We start from the raw sequence: 16,815 nt of genomic DNA, 5'->3' as shown, positions 1-16,815 counted from the left end.
GCACCAGTACAAAAACTCAGTGGACTCCCCGTCCAAAAAGCGGGGAGACTCCACGTCCACAAAGTCCCTAGACTCCAAGTCCAAAAAGTAGCTAGACTCCAAGTCCAAAAACCTCATGGACATAACATTGTTTGACTAACACCTACATACGCCGCAAGGTGCTCCCCTGAGGTTTTCCGCAAACCGTGGACACGTAGTAGAGCTACCTCATGGTTAGGCAGCGATGTCTCCTTCGGTTTTGGCGTGGGTGATGTGATTCTCTAAATCGACGGAGCTGACCATCCCGAGTGGGGAATGTCGGCGTGGCCGGTTGTAGACCACTTCAATCCAATAAACAACAATCTTGCGTGCGGCATTACGGATTGGTCAGCGCTTCCGGTCGTAAAGCTTAAGTTTTCAGCGTCGGCCAGAACGAATCAGCCATCGCGTTGTCGAAGCACACGCCGGTACGCCCCACTGACTGAGCAATGCCCAGGTTGCGGCACATATCCCAGAGCTGCTCGCTGGTGAATTGGGTTCCGCGATCCGCGTGGAACTCCAGTCCATCAGCAACGTTACTTGGCGTTGTTGACTTACAATGAACATTCTCTCTAGCGGAGACACGATCCGCACCCATCGGGCATCCACCAAACGAGGGTAACCTCATTACACGTGGGCCGGATCACACGACGGCCGGATCGTTTCGTAGTAGCGGGTGTACTTAATGTTCAAGTGTTAAAGAGGACTAATGAACAGGCATAAAATATCTCCCAATGCGATTGTCGTTGCATTATTTGGGCTGGCAATTTCAGGCTATGTCGGCATCGCAAACAAGTCGATTGTCGGATTTTTCATCCTCATCCTGCTCACCATAGTCGGGGCAGTACTGGTCAACCGCGTCAAAAACAGTCATCAGGAATAACCGGTGAGTAAAATCGCCTCCTGGAAACTAACCCTTGTCGTCAACCTGACGCAATGATTTGCTATCGTTTATCCCTGCGCTGTGTAGAGCGGATTCGCGTGCTCTCCTGTTCCCACCTAGAGCTAGAGCTTGGTTCTCTTGGGGCTTAAAACGTTACACGGTACTTGGCCCACAGCGCTTCGCTCTCTGCCGCAAAAGCGCCGGAAATCGACTTTTGATCCGGCTCAACGATGAGGTAGATGCGCTCATTTCGGGCGCGTTAAACCAGCTGCGAAAAAAGTTTCATATGCCGGAAAGAGCTGACCTGCTCGATTTGTTCGAACTTATCTGTCGTATACATCAGCTCGAAAGTTCTTCCTCCAGCAGCGCAGGAGCGAGTGATAGATGTATTAGCTCTTGCCAAACAAGGGAATTGGTCTGAGTCATCTAAGCAGTTCCGCAGACAACCCCAACTTTTAGGGTTCGGACCCGGGGAGTAAATTCAGCCAGATTTGCATTTGGGTTTCGGAATAGTGCCTGGGTGATAGCTTTGCGATGTTGCGCTGTTGGGGTTGTGTGTAGACAGTCTTCGACTGCGGCGAGGAAGATGGACCTGACCCCCATACGTAACGCCGTATTAGCGCTTATGATTAGGTGGTATCAGATAACTTAAGGGCTGAGTAGGATACTTATGAAATATGGGATTTGGCCTCTTTGGCAAGTAATCACATCGTCTCTCTTGGGAGCTATCGTAGTCACCATTATATCGCTCCGGAGTGAGGAGGGAACCCTAGTGGAAGGGATTTTAATCTTCTGCCTTTCTTCGGTATTCCTCCTTATCGTGTTCTTTTCTTCAGCGAGGTTATTCAACGCGCTCTACCGACGTTGGCACTCGCCTAGTCAGGAGCAGACGTAAATTTAAAACGCCCATCAGTGCTGCAGCCCCACTTCAAGGGCTGTGCAACTGTTTCACCTCATGCACCTGAAGTACGTTGGGGTGAGATTCAAACCCACCGGCCTCGTTATTCGTATAACGCCAGTACAGATGAACTCAACTAATTAACGATTCAGGTATTGGTTCTGGGTGGTATCCTGGGCGGCGGACCGCCTTAAGTCCATTACCGGGGTGTGGGCCTTGATACTCCGAGCTTTGGGGCTACTGCCTGGCACGCGGGGTTCATCGACATGTTTTCCGCCACGATGCGGTCTTCCACGAGACGGACCACGCGGTCCTTTGCATCCTGGTCAAATTTTCTTGGCATGTTCCAGATTTCTCCTTCTGCTCAAACAGAACAAAACCGGGGACGCTTGAACCTTAAAGCAATTTGTGCGTAGTCAATGGAAGTCCTGAGATGAAATGGCGGAGCTTTCCGCTAAGTGGATCCGTGAATTCTAGGTCCGTAGCTGTTAAGTGCAAGGGTACGGACATGTCTTCGGCGTCCTCGGGAAGAATAGTGGGATAGACAGGATCGCCAAGGATCGGTATGCCAGCCTGCCACATGTGCAGCCGCAATTGATGGGTCTTCCCTGTTTGTGGTTTTAGGGTGTAGATGCCGAGGTCAGGAAGAGGCCCGTGAACCTTTTCATAAGAGGCCTTATCAATAGGTTCTACCGATTCTAGAGTGGTGAAAGCATTCGGTTCACCGTCTGCTATCCGGCCTTGGATTTCGCCGGGCGTCTTGGTTAGGTGGGAGGCCCATTGGAGGGGCGTCGGCAAGCGGCGGAATTCCGCGACCGCTTGGTAGGTCTTGTGGACTTTCTTTTCTGCAAAGAGGGATTGGTAGGCGCCGCGGACTTCCCGGTGCTTGGTAAATAGAAGCAGGCCCGAGGTGAGGCGGTCGAGGCGGTGTGCCGGCACTAGTTCATTGTTTCCGGTGGAACGGCGGAGGCGAACGGTGGCAGTCTCAACAATGTGGCGGGCGCGCGGCATGGTGGCCATGAAGGGAGGCTTATCGGCTACCAAGATGTTGTCGTCCTCATAGATAATGGGGATGTCATAAGGCACGGGTGTCTCTGGTGCGGGCATGCGGTAGAAGAAGACATCGACATCTTGTTCAAGCACTGCATCGGGGTTAAGGGGTGTTTGATCGCGTAGGACCACCTCACCTGCGGAAAATCGGTCACGCAGTGCCTGTTCATCATCATCGGGGTGCCGGTGGCGCTGGGAGGAGATGACTGCGTTGAGGAAATCCCAGGCGCTAAGGCCAGCCTCCGGCGTGCGTACGCGCGTAGGGTTGAGCCCATTTTTAATGGGTAACGGGAAGAATCCCTTCTTGTGGTGTACTAGTGTGTTTGGCATAGGTATCAATTCTCTCGCAGATTAGAGTATCGCGTTTTCTCCGATGGAATTGGTGCTGTGCTAGGAAACGTATTACGAATACTCCTCAGATTTTTTCTCCGTCCAATTCTAATCTTGCAACTGTCAACCATTAAGCCTAGTTCGTACTATAATTACGTTATAACCACCGAAAGGAAATATCATGGCAAAGGAAGACATTGTAGTAGTCGCCGTCGACGGTTCTGACGCCTCAAAAAACGCCGTCCGTTGGGCAGCAAATACGGCGATGAAGAGGGAAATACCCCTGCGTATCGCATCGAGCTACACCATACCGCAATTCCTGTACGCAGAGGGCATGGTCCCGCCAAAGGACCTTTATGATAACTTGCAGGAAGAAACCCTAGAAAAGATCGAGGAAGCCCGGGCGATAGCTCACGAGGTAGCACCAGAGCTTAAGATTGGACACACCATCGCAGAGGGCTCCCCAATTGATATGCTTCTGGAAATGTCTCATGACGTCACCATGGTTGTAATGGGCTCGCGCGGCATGGGTGGCCTGTCCGGCATGGTCATGGGCTCCGTTTCCGCCGCCGTTGTTTCCCATGCTGCTTGCCCGGTAGTTGTGGTGCGTGAAGATAATAATGTCACCGACTCCACCAAGTACGGCCCAGTTGTCGTTGGTGTGGACGGTTCCGAAGTCTCGCAGAAGGCCACCTCTTATGCTTTCCGCGAAGCTCAGGCTCGCGGTGCGACCCTCGTTGCCGTGCACACCTGGATGGATATGCAAATCCAGGCATCTCTCGCCGGTTTGTCCGCAGCTCAATCTGAGTGGGCAGAAATTGAAAAGGAACAGACTGAGGTACTGGAAGAAAACCTGAAAGAACCGCGCGAAGAGTTCCCAGATGTTGACGTGAAGAAGCAAATCACTCGTGACCGCCCTGTCCGTGCGCTGACGGAGGCCGCCGAAAGTGCTCAACTTCTCGTTGTCGGCTCCCACGGCCGCGGCGGGTTCAAGGGCATGGTCCTTGGCTCCACTTCTCGCGCCCTGCTGCAGTCGGCACCGTGTCCGATGATGGTGGTACGCCCGGACGATCAAGGCTAAATTTTTTCACTAGCCTAACTTCCTAGCGCTCTTCTCCCTGCTTTTAGCCAGGGGAGGAGCGCTTCTGGTGTCTAAGAGTCACTGCCCTATGCAAATGTATCGAATTTGTTATCCGCAACTAAGCCACGAGGGGTAGCATTGGGATGATTGGACACTTTTATATTTGGAGGAAATCATGGGACTAGGTTTAGGTCTATTCACCTCAATTTTTGTTGGTATCATCGCTGGTTGGCTAGCAGAAAAGATCATGAAGCGGGACCATGGGTTGTTTACCAACCTGGTGGTGGGCGTTGTCGGTGGCCTTATCGGCGGTATCATCATCCAGCTACTGAATATTGAGGCTAGCGGTGGGTGGATCTTCTCCATCTTCGCGGCCACCGCGGGTGCTTGCCTCCTGCTGTGGATTGTGGACAAAGTAAAGAAATAGTTCGCATGTAATTAGCATACATACCGGTTTGTCTATAAAGTGTAGATGAACCGGTTTTGCTGTTGTAGAGAGGAACCCATGGCAGAGAAGAAGTCGCGCCGCAATCGGCCCAGCCCGCGAAGTCGGCTGCTGGAATCTGCAACCAAGCTTTTTAAAATCGAGGGTATTCGCGTCATCGGTATTGACCGCATTTTGCGCGAAGCAGATGTGGCCAAAGCCTCCCTCTATTCTTTGTTTGGCTCCAAAGATGCCTTGGTTATCGCTTATGTGGAATCTTTGGATGAACAGTTCCGCCAAGACTGGGAGCAGCGGACAGCTAACATGCAGGACCCGGACCAAAAGATCCTGGCCTTTTTTGATAAATTCATCGAGGAAGAGCCGGAAGAGGGCTTTCGCGGATCGCACTTTTTAAATGCCGCAGGTGAGTACCCGCGGCCTGAAACGGAGTCAGAGCGCGGCATCGTCGCGGCCTGCATTAGGCATCGCGATTGGGTGCATTCCACCCTGACGGCTCTGTTGACAGAGCGCAACGGTTACCCCTCGGCCTCCCAAGCGAGTCAGCTGCTGATTTTCCTTGATGGCGGTCTGGCTGGATCGCGCCTGACGAAGGAAGCCGGGCCGCTATATACAGCCCGCGAGCTGGCTACTCAGATGCTGTCGGCCCCGCCTGCTGATTATTCGATTTAAGGTATTTGCGCGCCTCCAGGCGCAGCCGGCTGACCCGCTTTTTCTCTTCCTTGGTTAGAGTGGGTTGTTTTTCTTTATTACGCCAATTTTGAAGGCTCTCGCGGCGCATCGCATTCACTTCCTCTGTCAGTGGGTAGAACTCGCGCAGCACGATTTCGAAGATAATGGTTTGGATCAGGGTGATCCAATACGCACAGCCCCAATAAATAATGATTGCGACGGGAATAGGGCCATTATGAGCTAGGTGCCAGAGGAAAAATGGAACGAAGAGCAGCAAAAAGCCCATGAAAATGAATAAGCGGCGGTTCAGTTTTTGATCGAATTGCGTGGTGCGGAAGCCTCGGACTAGGGCGATTATGGAATTCGCCATAGTAAAGACGATGGCCGCAATGAGGACGGGATTAAGGAGGTCGCCGTGGTCGCGGGCAAAATCAGTAATTGGGGCGCCGTAGAAAGTGGTTTCACGAAAGGCTGCGACGTCGTCAGTATTGAGCATTCCCACAGTCTTTGAGTTCTGCTCGATTTTCGACATCCGCAGGATCACTTGGTATAAACCAATGAAAACCGGAATCATAATGAGCGGAGGGATGCAGCCAGCAGCAGGCTTGTAGTTATAGCTCTTCATGAGGTCCTGCTGATATTTAATCAGCGCGGCCATTTCCTCTGTGGTCCTGGCGCGGTTCATTTCTTTAGAGATATCGTTATTTTCCGGCCGGATGAGAGCGCCGATGCGGGCGGATCGCAGCGACATCCAGTTGAGGGGAATGACGATGCCCCTCACAGTGAGCACCAAAAGGAAAACGGAGACAAGCCAAGCAGCGGATTCATCAACGAAGCCGCTGATAAGCCAATGCCAGAATTTCATGATTCCGGAAACCGGGTACATGAAGAACTCGAACATGCTTTACCTTTCGATGTGGCGGTATATATTAGGGTGTTGAAGCATGACTAAAGTTCTTGGGGAACTCATGCTTACCATTGGCGTGGTTTTGCTCCTCTTTGCATTCTATGAAGCCTATTGGACTAATGTGGAATCAGGGCGGCTACAGGACGAGGCCAATGCGAAGCTGGAACAGCAGTGGCGCAACCCACGGGAGAAAATGGATCCAGTTTTGGGAGAGGCTTTCGCGCAGATGCGTATCCCTGCCTTTGGTTCGGATTATCACTTTGCCATCATCCAAGGCACCGATGACGATGATCTTTTGCGCGGCCCCGGCCACTATGAAGACACCCAAATGCCAGGTGAGATGGGTAATTTTGCGGTAGCTGGGCACCGCGTGGGCAAGGGCGCCCCATTTAATGACTTGGGTTCCTTACATACCTGCGATGACATCATCATCGAAACCCAAACGGAAAAGATTACCTACAAGGTGCTGCCCATTGATGGCGAGCATCCGGATTGCTTCGATGAAATACCAGAGGAATATAGCCATGTCGCGGGCAGGCATATTACCACGCCTGGCGATGTTTCAGTGATCGACCCCGTGCCGGGGACTGAAGCGGAACCCACGCGGGCAATGCTGACCCTGACCACTTGTCACCCACAATTTTCCAACGCCGAGCGTATGATCGTGCACGCGATGGAAGTTGGAAAGGAAGCTAGATAATGTATCGCGCTTTGTGGAATCTATTGCCGGGGCCGAAGCCGGCGAAGGCGCTGTTCGCCATCGCCATTGCGGTGGGAGTGTTCTTCCTCCTCATGGAGGTCGTCTTCCCTTGGGTTTCGCCGATGATGCCCTATAACGACGTCGCGGTTTAAAGCCCTAAGTTCGCAATGGCTTCCTGGGCAATCTGCTCGGACTTGAAGGTTTGTTGCTGATTGCTCCACACCAGCACCGCGTGGGTGTCCTTTTGCACGGCGTAGACGGCCTGCTCATTGACGATGCCCCGTCCGCCTTCCCAGCTTGCAAAGGAGGCGGGCTCGGTGGCATCGATTGGCGCGGCCCAATCCACCGCGGCGCGGGCGTCTTCTACGCTGGGCATATCGCGCACGATGATGGTAGCTTGCGGGTCATCCTGATAGGACCAAAAGACACACGCGGGGGTGGGAAAGCGCGTGTCGATGCCCTGCTTGGTAAGCCGCTCGCCGTTGGTATTTTCCAACCAGCCGGGATCGATATAGGGACAATCGCTCCACTCGTTGACCTCTGCGGTTTGTGCGATGTTGGCGGCGGCGCTTTCCGGTGCCACCTCGTGTTCCGGTTCGGTCTGGTCAGCTTGTTTGGTCTGGCATCCCGCGATCCCTATTGCGGTCAGGGCGAGAAGTACAAGTAGGCTTTTGCGCATGAGCTCCACATTAGATCGGGATTCCGATGCCCTGCGCACTGGCATTCATTTCTTGACAGCGGCCCTATTGGTGGTGGGCATATTTACCTCGGTAAAAATGCCGTTATCCCAGTCCCTCATTAACCTTTTGCTATTGGTGGGGTTCGCGGCCGTCTACTATGCGGGATCGATCTACGCGGAGCAGTGGCCGCGGCCCGTGCGGTACCTGTGGATAAGTATCCTGACGGTGCTCTGGGGGGCGGATCTATTTGTGGCTCCCGCCGCGATTTATTTGGTATTTGTCATGTACTTTGTGTACCTGACCGTACTCGATGTGGCCGCAGGCATTCTGTGCGTTATCGGCGCTACAGTGCTTACGATCGTGGTGCAGATACCGGGAGGCCTAACTTTTGGTGGGGTGATGGGCCCGGCAGTCTCGGCATTGGTCACAGTGGCCATTACATATGCCTTTCGCACCCTATCGCGCATGAACAGGGAACTAATAGAAACCCGTACGCAGTTGGCGGCTACGGAACGAGACGCCGGCATGGTGGCCGAGCGCCAGCGCATTGCCCACGAGATTCATGACACCTTAGCCCAAGGGCTTTCATCGATTCAGATGCTCCTTCATTCCGCGGACCGAGACCTTGATAAAGAAGACATACCTGCCGCCCGTCGGCGTATTGAGCTAGCGCGGCGGGCTGCGGCGGATAACCTGCATGAAGCACGCGCCATGATTGCGGCGCTGCAGCCGCCTACGCTGACGGAAACGTCCCTCGAGGCAGCGCTGACGCGCATGGCGGAAAACTTCGCCGCAACGGCGGGCTTTCAGGTAGAGGTGGAAAGCGAAGGGATGGAGCGACAGCTGCCGATGAAAACGGAGGCGGCGCTATTGCGTATTGCGCAGGGGGCGGTAGGCAACATCGTCAAGCACGCCCATGCCAGCCGCGCCCGGGTCACCGTCACGTATGAAGCCGACGAGGTGCGCGTGGACGTGGTGGATAACGGGCGCGGTTTTGAGCCCGAGACGGTGTCAAGCGCGCCGGCGGGCCTAGGACACATTGGCCTTTCTGCCATGCGGCGCCGCGCGCAGGAGCTAGGAGGCGAGGTGGTCATAGAATCCGCGCCGGGGGAGGGCACGGCTGTGTCAGTTAGTATGCCCCTGGATAAGGCGGTAGATTAAACTTTTGGTTGAGAAAAACATCGTTAGGAGGGATGTCGTGATTCGAGTCCTTTTGGCAGATGACCACGAGATCGTGCGACTGGGACTGCGTTCGGTGCTCGAAGGTGCAGCAGATATCGACGTCGTGGGCGAGGTGGCAACGGCGGAGGCGGCAGTGTCGGCGGCGCAAGCCGGCGGTATCGATGTCATCCTTATGGACCTACGCTTCGGGGCGGGTCTGGAAGGAACGCGCGTTATGGGAGGCGTCGAAGCTACCGCGCAGATTCGTTCCTCCATGAGCACTCCGCCCAAGGTGCTGGTCATTACTAATTACGACACTGATGCGGATATTCTCGGCGCCATCGAGGCAGGCGCGGTGGGCTATCTCTTAAAAGATGCCCCACCGCAGGACCTTTTGGATGCCGTTCGTTCAACGGCGGAGGGGGATTCGGCGCTTTCGCCCATCGTGGCGGATCGCCTCATGACGCGGGTCCGTACGCCCCGCACTTCGCTGACCCCGCGCGAGCTAGAAGTTTTGCAGCTAGTGGCGGCGGGAGCCTCGAACCGGCAAATTGGCCAGGATCTCATGCTGTCTGAGGCCACGGTGAAATCCCACCTCGTACACATTTATGACAAGTTGGGCGTGCGCTCTCGCACGTCCGCAGTGGCGGCCGCTAGGGAACAGGGCGTGCTTTAAATATCTAGTGGGCTGCGTTGTAGGCGTCAATAATGTTCTGGGGGATTTTGCCGCGGCGTGCTACCTCATGGCCTTGTTTTTGCGCCCACTCGCGAACCTTGCGGGGATCAACCTGTGGGGATTCGGCGTCGGGGGTAGCGTGTGCAGCTTCAACAAAGGGGGCGATTGCCTCATGGAAGCGGCGAGCATTCTCGCGGGATAGATCCATCAGGTAGCTGTGCCCATTGACACTGAAGCGAACGACCTCTAATTCACCCTCACCAATGAGCTCATTATCAAGGTCATCATAAAATTGTGTGATTTCCCGGCGTGCCATAGTACCTCCATAGTTTATCGAGCCGATATTTTATCTAATACCGGCATTCGGAATCTGAATTAACTTTAATTGAATTCTACCAGTATGCAAATTACTAGATAATTAAGGTTTAGTTAAAAGAGCTTATGTATAAAAATATCGCCGACACCTAAAAGGAAGGTGAACGGCGAGTGCAGGAGAGGGCAGAAATTATGCGTCCAAGCGTTTTTGCACCTCCGCAGTAACGGAATCGATCTCTGCGCTAATGGTCTTATGGGCGCGACGGCGCTGCTGCTCAGTCATAAATTCGGCGTTATCGATCGCAGCATCAACCTCGTCGAGGCGCTCGCGCACGTCCCGTTTGAAGCCGTTGGGCAGATCCACACCCTTGAGAGATTTGCGGATACCGGCGGTGCGGGCCTTGAGCGGCGCGCCGTAGCCTGAAAAAGAAGCCATTTCTGCCGGACTTACACCTGCTTTGTGGGCTTTGCGTTTTTCTTTCTCGGATTTAAGGCCGACAAGTGCGCGATAAACGAGGGGAAGCAAAAGTGGGGCAGCGGTGCGCATAGCGCCTGCATAGCGCTTCACCTTGCCGGCGTTAAAGTGGCCCTCGCGCAACTTCTCTAGTTCTTTTTTCGCCATTTTCATTTCGTGTTCCCGGCGCTTTTTGAGGCCCTTTTGTTCGGCCTTAACAAGGTTTTTTTCTTGCTTAGCAAGCAGCTTTTGTTGGCGGCGACGATCCTTCGACTGGGCCTTCACCTCAGCCTTGGCGCGCGCCTTCGCTGCCTTGGCCTGTGCGCGGGCTTCCTGGCGAGCTTTTTTCAATTTCTTGAGGATACTCATTATTTTCCCTTACGTTTGATCAATTCTGGATTCAACATTACCTTGCCGGTCTATTAAGCTCACCCGGTGTGGAGGATGTCGTTGTAGCTTCGGATCTCGTTGGGTGCCGCTATCGCTTGGTGCAGCGCCGCGCCCACCCGGAGATTCCGCGCACCCGATCCTCGATTGCTAGGGCCGAGCGCTATAGCGCCGCCGTGGACGCGGTCATGGAATTATTTCCGCGCAAAGCCCCTGGCCGTTTTCGGCGCATTGATTTAGGAGGCGATGATTGGGAACGGGCAATGGCCACGCTGGAGGCTATTGCTTCCGGCTATACCCATATCACCAATGCGGTCTTTGCCACCGACAAGTGGAAAGTTCACGTGGAATTGCTGTTGCGAGAGGGCAGCGTTTATACCCCCATTATCGTGAGTAATCACCGCATTGCGCGCAAACACCCAAAGAAAACCACGCTGGCCGTGCCCATCCATCGCCTTGGGTTGAGCGAGCCACTGGAGGTTGCGTATAAAACCCGTCACCATGCTGTTGATGGCTATCGTTTGGCGTTGGCCGCTCGAGCTCTGGAGGATATGGATCTGAACTCTGGGCGGGGTGGTGCCGTTGGTCAAGACCACCAGCAAGTCTTTTTTATGGAGACGGCGAAGTTTGACGTGCAGCGGGCCATGGATAAGCCGCTTCCTACCGCACCCGTGCGGGTGAAAGAGTGCGCGAGCTGCAGGTTCTGGCCCCTGTGTGAACAAAAGCTGACAGCGGCGGACGATATTTCCCTTTTCTTACCAGGCGATCGCGGCCGCCCCTTCCGCGAGCGCGGCATTACCACGGTGCAGGCGCTTATCGATGCCGATTTGGGCGAGCCCTCCCGCCTCGCGGCAGCGTGGCGCGCCGGCCGGACGCTGCTGCGCCGTGGGGATACGGTGGTACCGCGCGCAGATGTCGAGGTAGATGTGGACATGGAAGCCTACATGGACCAGGGCGCCTACTTGTGGGGCGTATGGTTCGAGGGTGCGTACCATCCCTTCGTGACCTGGGAGCCGCTGGGCGGGCGCGCGGAGGCGGAGAACTTCGCCGAATTTTGGCGGTGGTTGATGCAGCTGCGTGATAAAACACATGCGGAGGGCAAGACTTTTGCCGCCTATTGCTATTCCGCGCACGGCGAAAACCACTGGATGCGGCGCTCCGCTCAGCGCTTCCGAGAGGTAGATGAACGGGAAGTAGAAGAGTTTATCTCTTCCCCGGAGTGGGTGGATCTGTTTGCCCACGTGAAAAGATCCTTCGCCGGGCCCTTTGGGTTGGGGCTCAAAGTGGTGGCTCCCGTGGCGGGATTCCGGTGGCCGGAAGAAGACTTTGATGGCGAGGAATCCGTGAACGCACGCCGGAAAGCACTGGCGGGAGACATGAGCGTCCGGCAGCGCCTCTTGGACTATAACGCTGGCGATGTGCACGCCACCCGGATAGTGCGCGAGTGGATGACCGCCGGCGCGCCGGGAGTCTCGCAACTTTAGAGCGCCGCGAACAGCACGTAGATTATCGCCAGGATGGCGATGCCGATATTAATTTGGTTCCAGTCTGCGGTGGTTTTCGGCTCGGGACCCGCCGCCTTTTTCATTAACACTTGCTTTTGGGATTTGACCGCGCGGGCAACGAGTACGGGAAAGGCCGCCAGAGAGCCGATGCACAGTAACGAGGCCACCACCTTGAGCAAGGAGATATCCGTGCCCATCCAAATAAGCAGGCCACCATTGACGAATGTGGCGCGCAGCAGGCCCCAGCGATCAAGCTCCTGCAGCCCCGCGCGGACCGCGCTGGGGCCGCCGCCCATGGTAGTGGGAAGAAGATAGCTCATGACTCCGATGAGTAGCTGTGCCCCAAAGCCCACCACGAGGCCGAGCGTGGGAAGCCCAGGTTCTGTCACGAGGAAGTGCTGCGTGGTGTAGTACGCCAGGGATAGCACCAGCCAGAGCGCGGCCATCAGCACCGAGACGGAAGCAAAGTTAACGCGGTCGCGCGGAGCACGGGCGACGTCGAGGACATTGCCAAGCCAGTGCTGCAGGCTCAAGATCCAGCCGATGCAATAGATAATCAGCCCCAGCTGCGGGAAATCTAGAAACGCCCCGATAGTCGTTGCCACCACACCCACGGTAAGCAGTACGAAAGAGGAGGACATGTGATCATTGGTGCCCTGCGTGCGCCAGATGGTGGGAAAGAGGATGGTTAAAGAACCCGCCGCGGCAAGGCCAATGAAACCGCCTATATTGGTCGCGATATGGGCCAAGAGTAGCTGCGGGTTGCCCGGATGGATGGCTAAGATTGCGCCGAACACTGCACCCACCGGCAGGCACAGCGCGGACAGCACATAAGAGCCGACGATCGGGCGGAAACGCTTATTCTTTGCAGCGCGCCACTGGATAAAGAGCGCCACCGCGTGCCACAAAACGGCGAGTGCGATAAGCGTGGCACCGATTTGGGTCAGTATCCAGTGGCGATTCCAGAATTGCACGAGGATTTGGCCCGCCACGGTGATGATAATGCCGATATTGAGGATATAGATCCGCGCGAGCTGTTTGGGGCGGGTGGAATCCGGCAATTTTTGGTGTACGAATTTTTCCGTGAGGTGCTGCGACCATACGACGATACTGTTGGTGACGAGACCCAACGTAAAAAGGTGGATAAGTACCCAGCGATAATTAGGCACAAATATGTGCGCTGCGCCCACCAGGATGAATACCATCATCCAGATAGATACGGGGCGTGAGGCTTTGCGGTGCCAGGTGCGGCTCGACCACTTATCTTGAGTCATAAAACCGATTTTAGTCGGTTTTAACCTTGGTCCAAGTCAGCACCGTGAGCGCGAGCGCGAAGACGGTGAAGCAGGCCGATGAATTGGTGCGGGCATGAAAATGCCGCCTCTCCAGAAAAGGAAAGGCGGCAGAAGTAACTGAGTTATTATCTACTTCTTAGCTGCAGCGAAACGCTCTGCAACGTCGTCCCAGTTGAAGACGTTCCAAGCGGCCTTGACGTAATCAGCCTTCACGTTCTTGTATTGCAGGTAGAAAGCGTGCTCCCACATATCGAGCATGAGCAGCGGGGTGAAGTCAACGGAAACGTTGCCCTGCTGGTCGGTGAGCTGCTCGATGATCAGGCGGCCAGCGACATGGTCATAACCGAGAACTGCCCAGCCAGAACCTTGGAGGGAAGTAGCGGCGCCAGCGAAGTGTGCCTGGAATTTCTCAAAAGAACCGAAGTCGCGGTCGATAGCCTCTGCGAGCTCGCCGGTGGGCTGGCCGCCTCCGTTCGGTGACAGGTTCTTCCAGAAGATGGAGTGGTTGGTGTGACCACCCAGGTTGAAAGCCAAGTTCTTGGACAAAGCGCGGATGCGGTCTGGGTTAGCCTCGCCGTTGCGCTCTTCTTCCAGTGCCTCGAGAGCAGCGTTAGCACCTTTCACATAGGTTGCGTGGTGCTTGTCGTGGTGAAGCTCCATAATCTCTGCGGAGATGTGTGGTTCCAGTGCGTCGTATGCGTATGGGAGGTCAGGAAGTTCGTAAACAGCCATTTGGATAATCCTTTCTTCGGGTACGTGTCCCGATGATAGGCACGATCGAAAGATTTCGCCATGATTAATTCGAAATTCGCAATTACCGCAAATATTTAGTGGCTCGGGAATCGATTTATCCGGTACAACGTTAAGAAGGGAAAGGAGCTTTATCTGATGTGGATGTTTAAACCAGAGCCGAAGATGGTTTCTGCGGAAGATGCCTTGCCGGGCCGCAGTGAGCCGATATTGGACCCAGCCCCGCACGCGGTGCTCAATACCCCAATTACCGGACCATGGAAAGACGGCCAGAAGTCGATTTTGATTGCCCTGGGCTGTTTCTGGGGCGCGGAAAAGATGTTCTGGGAGACCGATGGTGTCGAGTCCACGTCCGTTGGCTACGCCGGTGGTACCACCCCGAACCCCACCTATTATGAGGTCTGCCGCGGGAAAACCAACCATGCAGAAACCGTGGAGGTTACCTATGACCCAGAGAAGATCTCCTTGCGCGAGCTCGTGGTGAAGGCTTTAGAAGCCCACGATCCTACGCAGGGCTTCCGGCAGGGAAATGATGTGGGCACGCAGTACCGTTCCGCTTTTTATACCCACACCGAGGAAGAGCGGGAGGAAATCCAAGCAATTGTGGATAGTTACGCCGACAAGCTGAAAGAATTCGGCTTTGGGGAAACAACGACTGAGGTTAAGCGGTTAGCTGATACAGATTCTGGCGAGTACTACCTTGCCGAAGATGAGCATCAGCAGTACCTGCACAAGGTGCCGAATGGGTACTGCCCGCACCACAGCACTGGTGTGAAGTGCGATTAGGCGTCGAGCCGGATAAAACCGGCGATTTTCCGGGCTAATTTAGGAGTGAGGTGCTGGCGCGATTGGGCGCCCAGGACCTCGTTCCAGTACCACAGCATCTCCTGAAAGTAGTTATGCCCGTGGCCACCCGGGACGTTCAGGGAATTGACTTGGTCCAGACCAATTTGCCACCAGGTAATAAACGGCGCCCAGCGAAGGTGGCGGAGCGTATCCGCTTGGAGCGTCTCCGGTTGGGGTTCGTGCATCCAGGCGGGGCGGCGGAAAATTAGGCGCAGGTCCCACCACACGATGGCATCGGAGGCATGCTGGGCGATGAGCACACGAGGTCGGCGCCAGTGGGAAGAAAAATCGTTGCCAAAGGCATCGTGCTGTAAGTGTTCCGGTCGGGCGACAAAACGGATGTTTTGACCGCTATCGATGACGGGGAGCCGCTCAAGCGAGCCGATATCACGGCGCAGGCGCTGGGTAAAGCGCGTCATCCGCGGTGGGCCAGAAAAAACCGCGCCGGTGCAGGCATCGAGAAGTTCGTCCTTATTCTGGAAGTTATCCATAATGGCATAAGCCCCCAGCGATTCTCCCGCCAGGTAAAGCTGCGGGCGGTCTTCTTCCGGGAGCTTGTTAATTTCTTTTTGCACCACGGACATGAGTTCGGCCGCGGCGCGCTTGGGCGTGTTTTTGTCAACGAGATAGGCAAAAACCGAAGGCAGGTAGGAATACTGCAGGGTGACGGTGACGCAATCACCGGCGGTTAAAAACTCATAGGCACTTGCGCTCCAGTTATTAATCCACCCCGACCCGGCAGGCATCTGAACGACGATGGTATTCCGTCGCATCGCGCCGGTGCGATGCAATTCGGAGCGCACCATCTTCGTCGCCTGGGCAAAGGAACGCCCTGGGATATAGCCGGCATAAATGCGGATGGGTTCTTTGGCGAGAATGCCGGTTATGGCGCGGATATCGCGGGCGCGCGGACCATTGGAGACAAAGCGCCGCCCCTGCTGGCCTAGTGCGGACCAAGATTCACGTGACCACGGGCTACCGGAGCGCTCCGGTTCCCAGGGCATCGACGTGCCGGGAAAAATTTGTTTATTTAGGCGCTGGGCCTTGTGGGAAAGCGAACGTATCCAGCGACGGAATACCACGCGGTCTGATAACCCTACCGCGGTCAAGGTTAGCCCTGCGGTAACGAAAGGCCAGGCCACGAGTGCGGGAACCCAGCGTCCCAATTGGTGCGATAATTTGGTCACGGTCAGCTGTACCGCCTCGCCCACCAATAGCAGGGCACCGTAACCGGCGGTGCCAGCGGCTAGGCCGATGGCCGCGGTAGCCGGCCCCCGAATCAGTTGCTTATTGACCAGACCCGCTTGTTTTTCCTGGTTGCGCAGCGACAACGCCGCATTGAAGGCCGTACCGGCACCAATAGCTAGGTGTAAAATTTGGCGGTGCCGCGGGCCAAGACGGTCTTGAGGGCGCTTGCCCAGCCGGTTGAGCACGAAACTTAACGAGGCCGCCCCGAGGTGCCCGATGGCTTGCCCGATAGATACATTGGCCGCCGATACCCACCACGGGCGGGGTAACAGGGACGGGGAGATAGCGGCCCACGTGGCCAGCTCAGCACCTAAGATTCCGGCCGACATATGAGGCGGTAACGTCTGCCGACTGGTCATGCGGACCACGGGCGTGAGATCCGCGACTACGCCAAGAGAGATTAGTGCAGCGCGGCTGAAGGCGCGTTTCATGGTTGACCATTATCCCAGAACGTAACTCGTTGTGCAGTGTGAACCATTGCGCATGCAAAATTTCGTTAGGCGTTGCACAATGGTGT

19 protein-coding genes are annotated in these 16,815 nt (G+C 55.4%); 10 read left to right on the top strand and 9 right to left on the bottom strand.

Annotation, left to right across the window (positions count from 1 at the left end):
- Positions 1–727: 727 nt before the first annotated feature.
- A complete protein-coding gene (locus D9V82_RS12275; RefSeq protein WP_167449779.1) occupies positions 728–901 on the top strand; it encodes a hypothetical protein in 174 nt (57 codons plus the stop codon).
- A 1,097-nt stretch (positions 902–1,998) separates the two neighbouring features.
- On the opposite strand, the gene D9V82_RS12270 is transcribed toward D9V82_RS12275, so the two are convergent.
- Together D9V82_RS12270 and D9V82_RS09635 are read right to left on the bottom strand one after the other, a co-directional pair.
- Positions 1,999–2,142, bottom strand: a complete 144-nt coding sequence (locus tag D9V82_RS12270) for a hypothetical protein (protein WP_167449778.1) — start codon at positions 2,140–2,142, stop codon at positions 1,999–2,001.
- Between the two features lie 53 nt (positions 2,143–2,195).
- Complete coding sequence (locus tag D9V82_RS09635; protein ID WP_121912183.1) at positions 2,196–3,179, bottom strand: pseudouridine synthase; 984 nt, start codon at positions 3,177–3,179, stop codon at positions 2,196–2,198.
- Positions 3,180–3,360: 181 nt separating this feature from the next.
- Here D9V82_RS09635 and D9V82_RS09630 point away from each other — a divergent pair, with 181 nt between their 5' ends.
- From D9V82_RS09630 to D9V82_RS09620, 3 genes are all read left to right on the top strand, one after another.
- Complete coding sequence (locus D9V82_RS09630; protein WP_121912182.1) at positions 3,361–4,260, top strand: universal stress protein; 900 nt, start codon at positions 3,361–3,363, stop codon at positions 4,258–4,260.
- Positions 4,261–4,435: 175 nt separating this feature from the next.
- Positions 4,436–4,687, top strand: a complete 252-nt coding sequence (locus D9V82_RS09625) for a GlsB/YeaQ/YmgE family stress response membrane protein (protein WP_121912181.1) — start codon at positions 4,436–4,438, stop codon at positions 4,685–4,687.
- Positions 4,688–4,765: 78 nt separating this feature from the next.
- Positions 4,766–5,374, top strand: coding sequence for a TetR/AcrR family transcriptional regulator (locus D9V82_RS09620; protein ID WP_121912180.1), 609 nt, complete (start codon positions 4,766–4,768; stop codon positions 5,372–5,374).
- Here D9V82_RS09620 and yidC read toward each other — a convergent pair.
- Positions 5,331–6,275, bottom strand: coding sequence for a membrane protein insertase YidC (yidC, locus tag D9V82_RS09615; RefSeq protein WP_121912179.1), 945 nt, complete (start codon positions 6,273–6,275; stop codon positions 5,331–5,333). The two genes, D9V82_RS09620 and yidC, sit on opposite strands and share 44 nt — an antisense overlap.
- Positions 6,276–6,318: 43 nt before the next feature.
- Here yidC and D9V82_RS09610 point away from each other — a divergent pair, with 43 nt between their 5' ends.
- Positions 6,319–6,981: a class E sortase gene (locus D9V82_RS09610; protein ID WP_121912178.1), complete on the top strand. Its 663-nt coding sequence runs from the start codon at positions 6,319–6,321 to the stop codon at positions 6,979–6,981.
- Complete coding sequence (locus tag D9V82_RS12265) at positions 6,981–7,133, top strand: hypothetical protein (RefSeq protein WP_167449777.1); 153 nt, start codon at positions 6,981–6,983, stop codon at positions 7,131–7,133. Before D9V82_RS09610 ends, D9V82_RS12265 begins: the two co-directional genes overlap by 1 nt.
- Here the strand turns inward: D9V82_RS12265 and D9V82_RS09605 are convergent.
- Entirely contained in the window at positions 7,130–7,660 is a 531-nt protein-coding gene (locus D9V82_RS09605) for a DUF2020 domain-containing protein (protein ID WP_121912177.1), read from the bottom strand. The two genes, D9V82_RS12265 and D9V82_RS09605, sit on opposite strands and share 4 nt — an antisense overlap.
- Here D9V82_RS09605 and D9V82_RS09600 point away from each other — a divergent pair.
- Together D9V82_RS09600 and D9V82_RS09595 are read left to right on the top strand one after the other, a co-directional pair.
- Positions 7,659–8,822: a sensor histidine kinase gene (locus tag D9V82_RS09600; protein ID WP_121912176.1), complete on the top strand. Its 1,164-nt coding sequence runs from the start codon at positions 7,659–7,661 to the stop codon at positions 8,820–8,822. The genes D9V82_RS09605 and D9V82_RS09600 overlap by 2 nt on opposite strands.
- 37 nt (positions 8,823–8,859) lie before the next feature.
- Positions 8,860–9,498, top strand: coding sequence for a LuxR C-terminal-related transcriptional regulator (locus D9V82_RS09595; RefSeq protein WP_121912175.1), 639 nt, complete (start codon positions 8,860–8,862; stop codon positions 9,496–9,498).
- Positions 9,499–9,502: 4 nt separating this feature from the next.
- Here the strand turns inward: D9V82_RS09595 and D9V82_RS09590 are convergent, their stop codons facing one another.
- Both D9V82_RS09590 and D9V82_RS09585 read right to left on the bottom strand, forming a co-directional pair.
- Complete coding sequence (locus D9V82_RS09590; protein WP_121912174.1) at positions 9,503–9,814, bottom strand: histone-like nucleoid-structuring protein Lsr2; 312 nt, start codon at positions 9,812–9,814, stop codon at positions 9,503–9,505.
- 189 nt (positions 9,815–10,003) lie between these two features.
- The gene (locus tag D9V82_RS09585) at positions 10,004–10,636 is read right to left on the bottom strand and encodes a DUF6474 family protein (protein WP_121912173.1); all 633 of its coding nucleotides are present in this window, start codon (positions 10,634–10,636) and stop codon (positions 10,004–10,006) included.
- Positions 10,637–10,704: 68 nt separating this feature from the next.
- Between D9V82_RS09585 and D9V82_RS09580 the strand changes: the two genes are divergently transcribed.
- Entirely contained in the window at positions 10,705–12,138 is a 1,434-nt protein-coding gene (locus D9V82_RS09580; protein WP_121912172.1) for a TM0106 family RecB-like putative nuclease, read from the top strand.
- On the opposite strand, the gene D9V82_RS09575 is transcribed toward D9V82_RS09580, so the two are convergent.
- Together D9V82_RS09575 and D9V82_RS09570 are read right to left on the bottom strand one after the other, a co-directional pair.
- Positions 12,135–13,433 carry a copper oxidase gene (locus tag D9V82_RS09575; RefSeq protein ID WP_121912171.1) on the bottom strand — a complete coding sequence of 433 codons (1,299 nt, stop codon included), beginning with the start codon at positions 13,431–13,433 and terminating at the stop codon, positions 12,135–12,137. The two genes, D9V82_RS09580 and D9V82_RS09575, sit on opposite strands and share 4 nt — an antisense overlap.
- Before the next feature lie 150 nt (positions 13,434–13,583).
- Complete coding sequence (locus D9V82_RS09570) at positions 13,584–14,186, bottom strand: superoxide dismutase (protein ID WP_121912170.1); 603 nt, start codon at positions 14,184–14,186, stop codon at positions 13,584–13,586.
- Positions 14,187–14,342: 156 nt separating this feature from the next.
- Between D9V82_RS09570 and msrA the strand changes: the two genes are divergently transcribed.
- On the top strand, positions 14,343–14,990 hold the full coding sequence (gene msrA, locus D9V82_RS09565) for a peptide-methionine (S)-S-oxide reductase MsrA (RefSeq protein ID WP_121912169.1): 648 nt from the start codon (positions 14,343–14,345) through the stop codon (positions 14,988–14,990).
- Here the strand turns inward: msrA and D9V82_RS09560 are convergent.
- The gene (locus tag D9V82_RS09560) at positions 14,987–16,729 is read right to left on the bottom strand and encodes an alpha/beta-hydrolase family protein (protein WP_121912168.1); all 1,743 of its coding nucleotides are present in this window, start codon (positions 16,727–16,729) and stop codon (positions 14,987–14,989) included. The genes msrA and D9V82_RS09560 overlap by 4 nt on opposite strands.
- Between the last annotated feature and the right edge of the window lie 86 nt (positions 16,730–16,815).

Source organism: Corynebacterium macginleyi (assembly GCF_003688935.1).
Classification (GTDB): Bacteria; Actinomycetota; Actinomycetes; order Mycobacteriales; family Mycobacteriaceae; genus Corynebacterium; species Corynebacterium macginleyi.
This window is presented reverse-complemented; position numbering and strand designations above follow the sequence as displayed.

What these genes read in the sequence shown, in the direction of transcription:
- D9V82_RS12275 (WP_167449779.1), top strand. Translation starts at nt 728, where the DNA reads ATGAACAGGCATAAAATATCTCCCAATGCGATTGTCGTTGCATTATTT.
- D9V82_RS12270 (WP_167449778.1), bottom strand. Translation starts at nt 2,142, where the DNA reads ATGCCAAGAAAATTTGACCAGGATGCAAAGGACCGCGTGGTCCGTCTC.
- D9V82_RS09635 (WP_121912183.1), bottom strand. Translation starts at nt 3,179, where the DNA reads ATGCCAAACACACTAGTACACCACAAGAAGGGATTCTTCCCGTTACCC.
- D9V82_RS09630 (WP_121912182.1), top strand. Translation starts at nt 3,361, where the DNA reads ATGGCAAAGGAAGACATTGTAGTAGTCGCCGTCGACGGTTCTGACGCC.
- D9V82_RS09625 (WP_121912181.1), top strand. Translation starts at nt 4,436, where the DNA reads ATGGGACTAGGTTTAGGTCTATTCACCTCAATTTTTGTTGGTATCATC.
- D9V82_RS09620 (WP_121912180.1), top strand. Translation starts at nt 4,766, where the DNA reads ATGGCAGAGAAGAAGTCGCGCCGCAATCGGCCCAGCCCGCGAAGTCGG.
- yidC (WP_121912179.1), bottom strand. Translation starts at nt 6,275, where the DNA reads ATGTTCGAGTTCTTCATGTACCCGGTTTCCGGAATCATGAAATTCTGG.
- D9V82_RS09610 (WP_121912178.1), top strand. Translation starts at nt 6,319, where the DNA reads ATGACTAAAGTTCTTGGGGAACTCATGCTTACCATTGGCGTGGTTTTG.
- D9V82_RS12265 (WP_167449777.1), top strand. Translation starts at nt 6,981, where the DNA reads ATGTATCGCGCTTTGTGGAATCTATTGCCGGGGCCGAAGCCGGCGAAG.
- D9V82_RS09600 (WP_121912176.1), top strand. Translation starts at nt 7,659, where the DNA reads ATGAGCTCCACATTAGATCGGGATTCCGATGCCCTGCGCACTGGCATT.
- D9V82_RS09605 (WP_121912177.1), bottom strand. Translation starts at nt 7,660, where the DNA reads ATGCGCAAAAGCCTACTTGTACTTCTCGCCCTGACCGCAATAGGGATC.
- D9V82_RS09590 (WP_121912174.1), bottom strand. Translation starts at nt 9,814, where the DNA reads ATGGCACGCCGGGAAATCACACAATTTTATGATGACCTTGATAATGAG.
- D9V82_RS09585 (WP_121912173.1), bottom strand. Translation starts at nt 10,636, where the DNA reads ATGAGTATCCTCAAGAAATTGAAAAAAGCTCGCCAGGAAGCCCGCGCA.
- D9V82_RS09575 (WP_121912171.1), bottom strand. Translation starts at nt 13,433, where the DNA reads ATGACTCAAGATAAGTGGTCGAGCCGCACCTGGCACCGCAAAGCCTCA.
- D9V82_RS09570 (WP_121912170.1), bottom strand. Translation starts at nt 14,186, where the DNA reads ATGGCTGTTTACGAACTTCCTGACCTCCCATACGCATACGACGCACTG.
- msrA (WP_121912169.1), top strand. Translation starts at nt 14,343, where the DNA reads ATGTGGATGTTTAAACCAGAGCCGAAGATGGTTTCTGCGGAAGATGCC.
- D9V82_RS09560 (WP_121912168.1), bottom strand. Translation starts at nt 16,729, where the DNA reads ATGAAACGCGCCTTCAGCCGCGCTGCACTAATCTCTCTTGGCGTAGTC.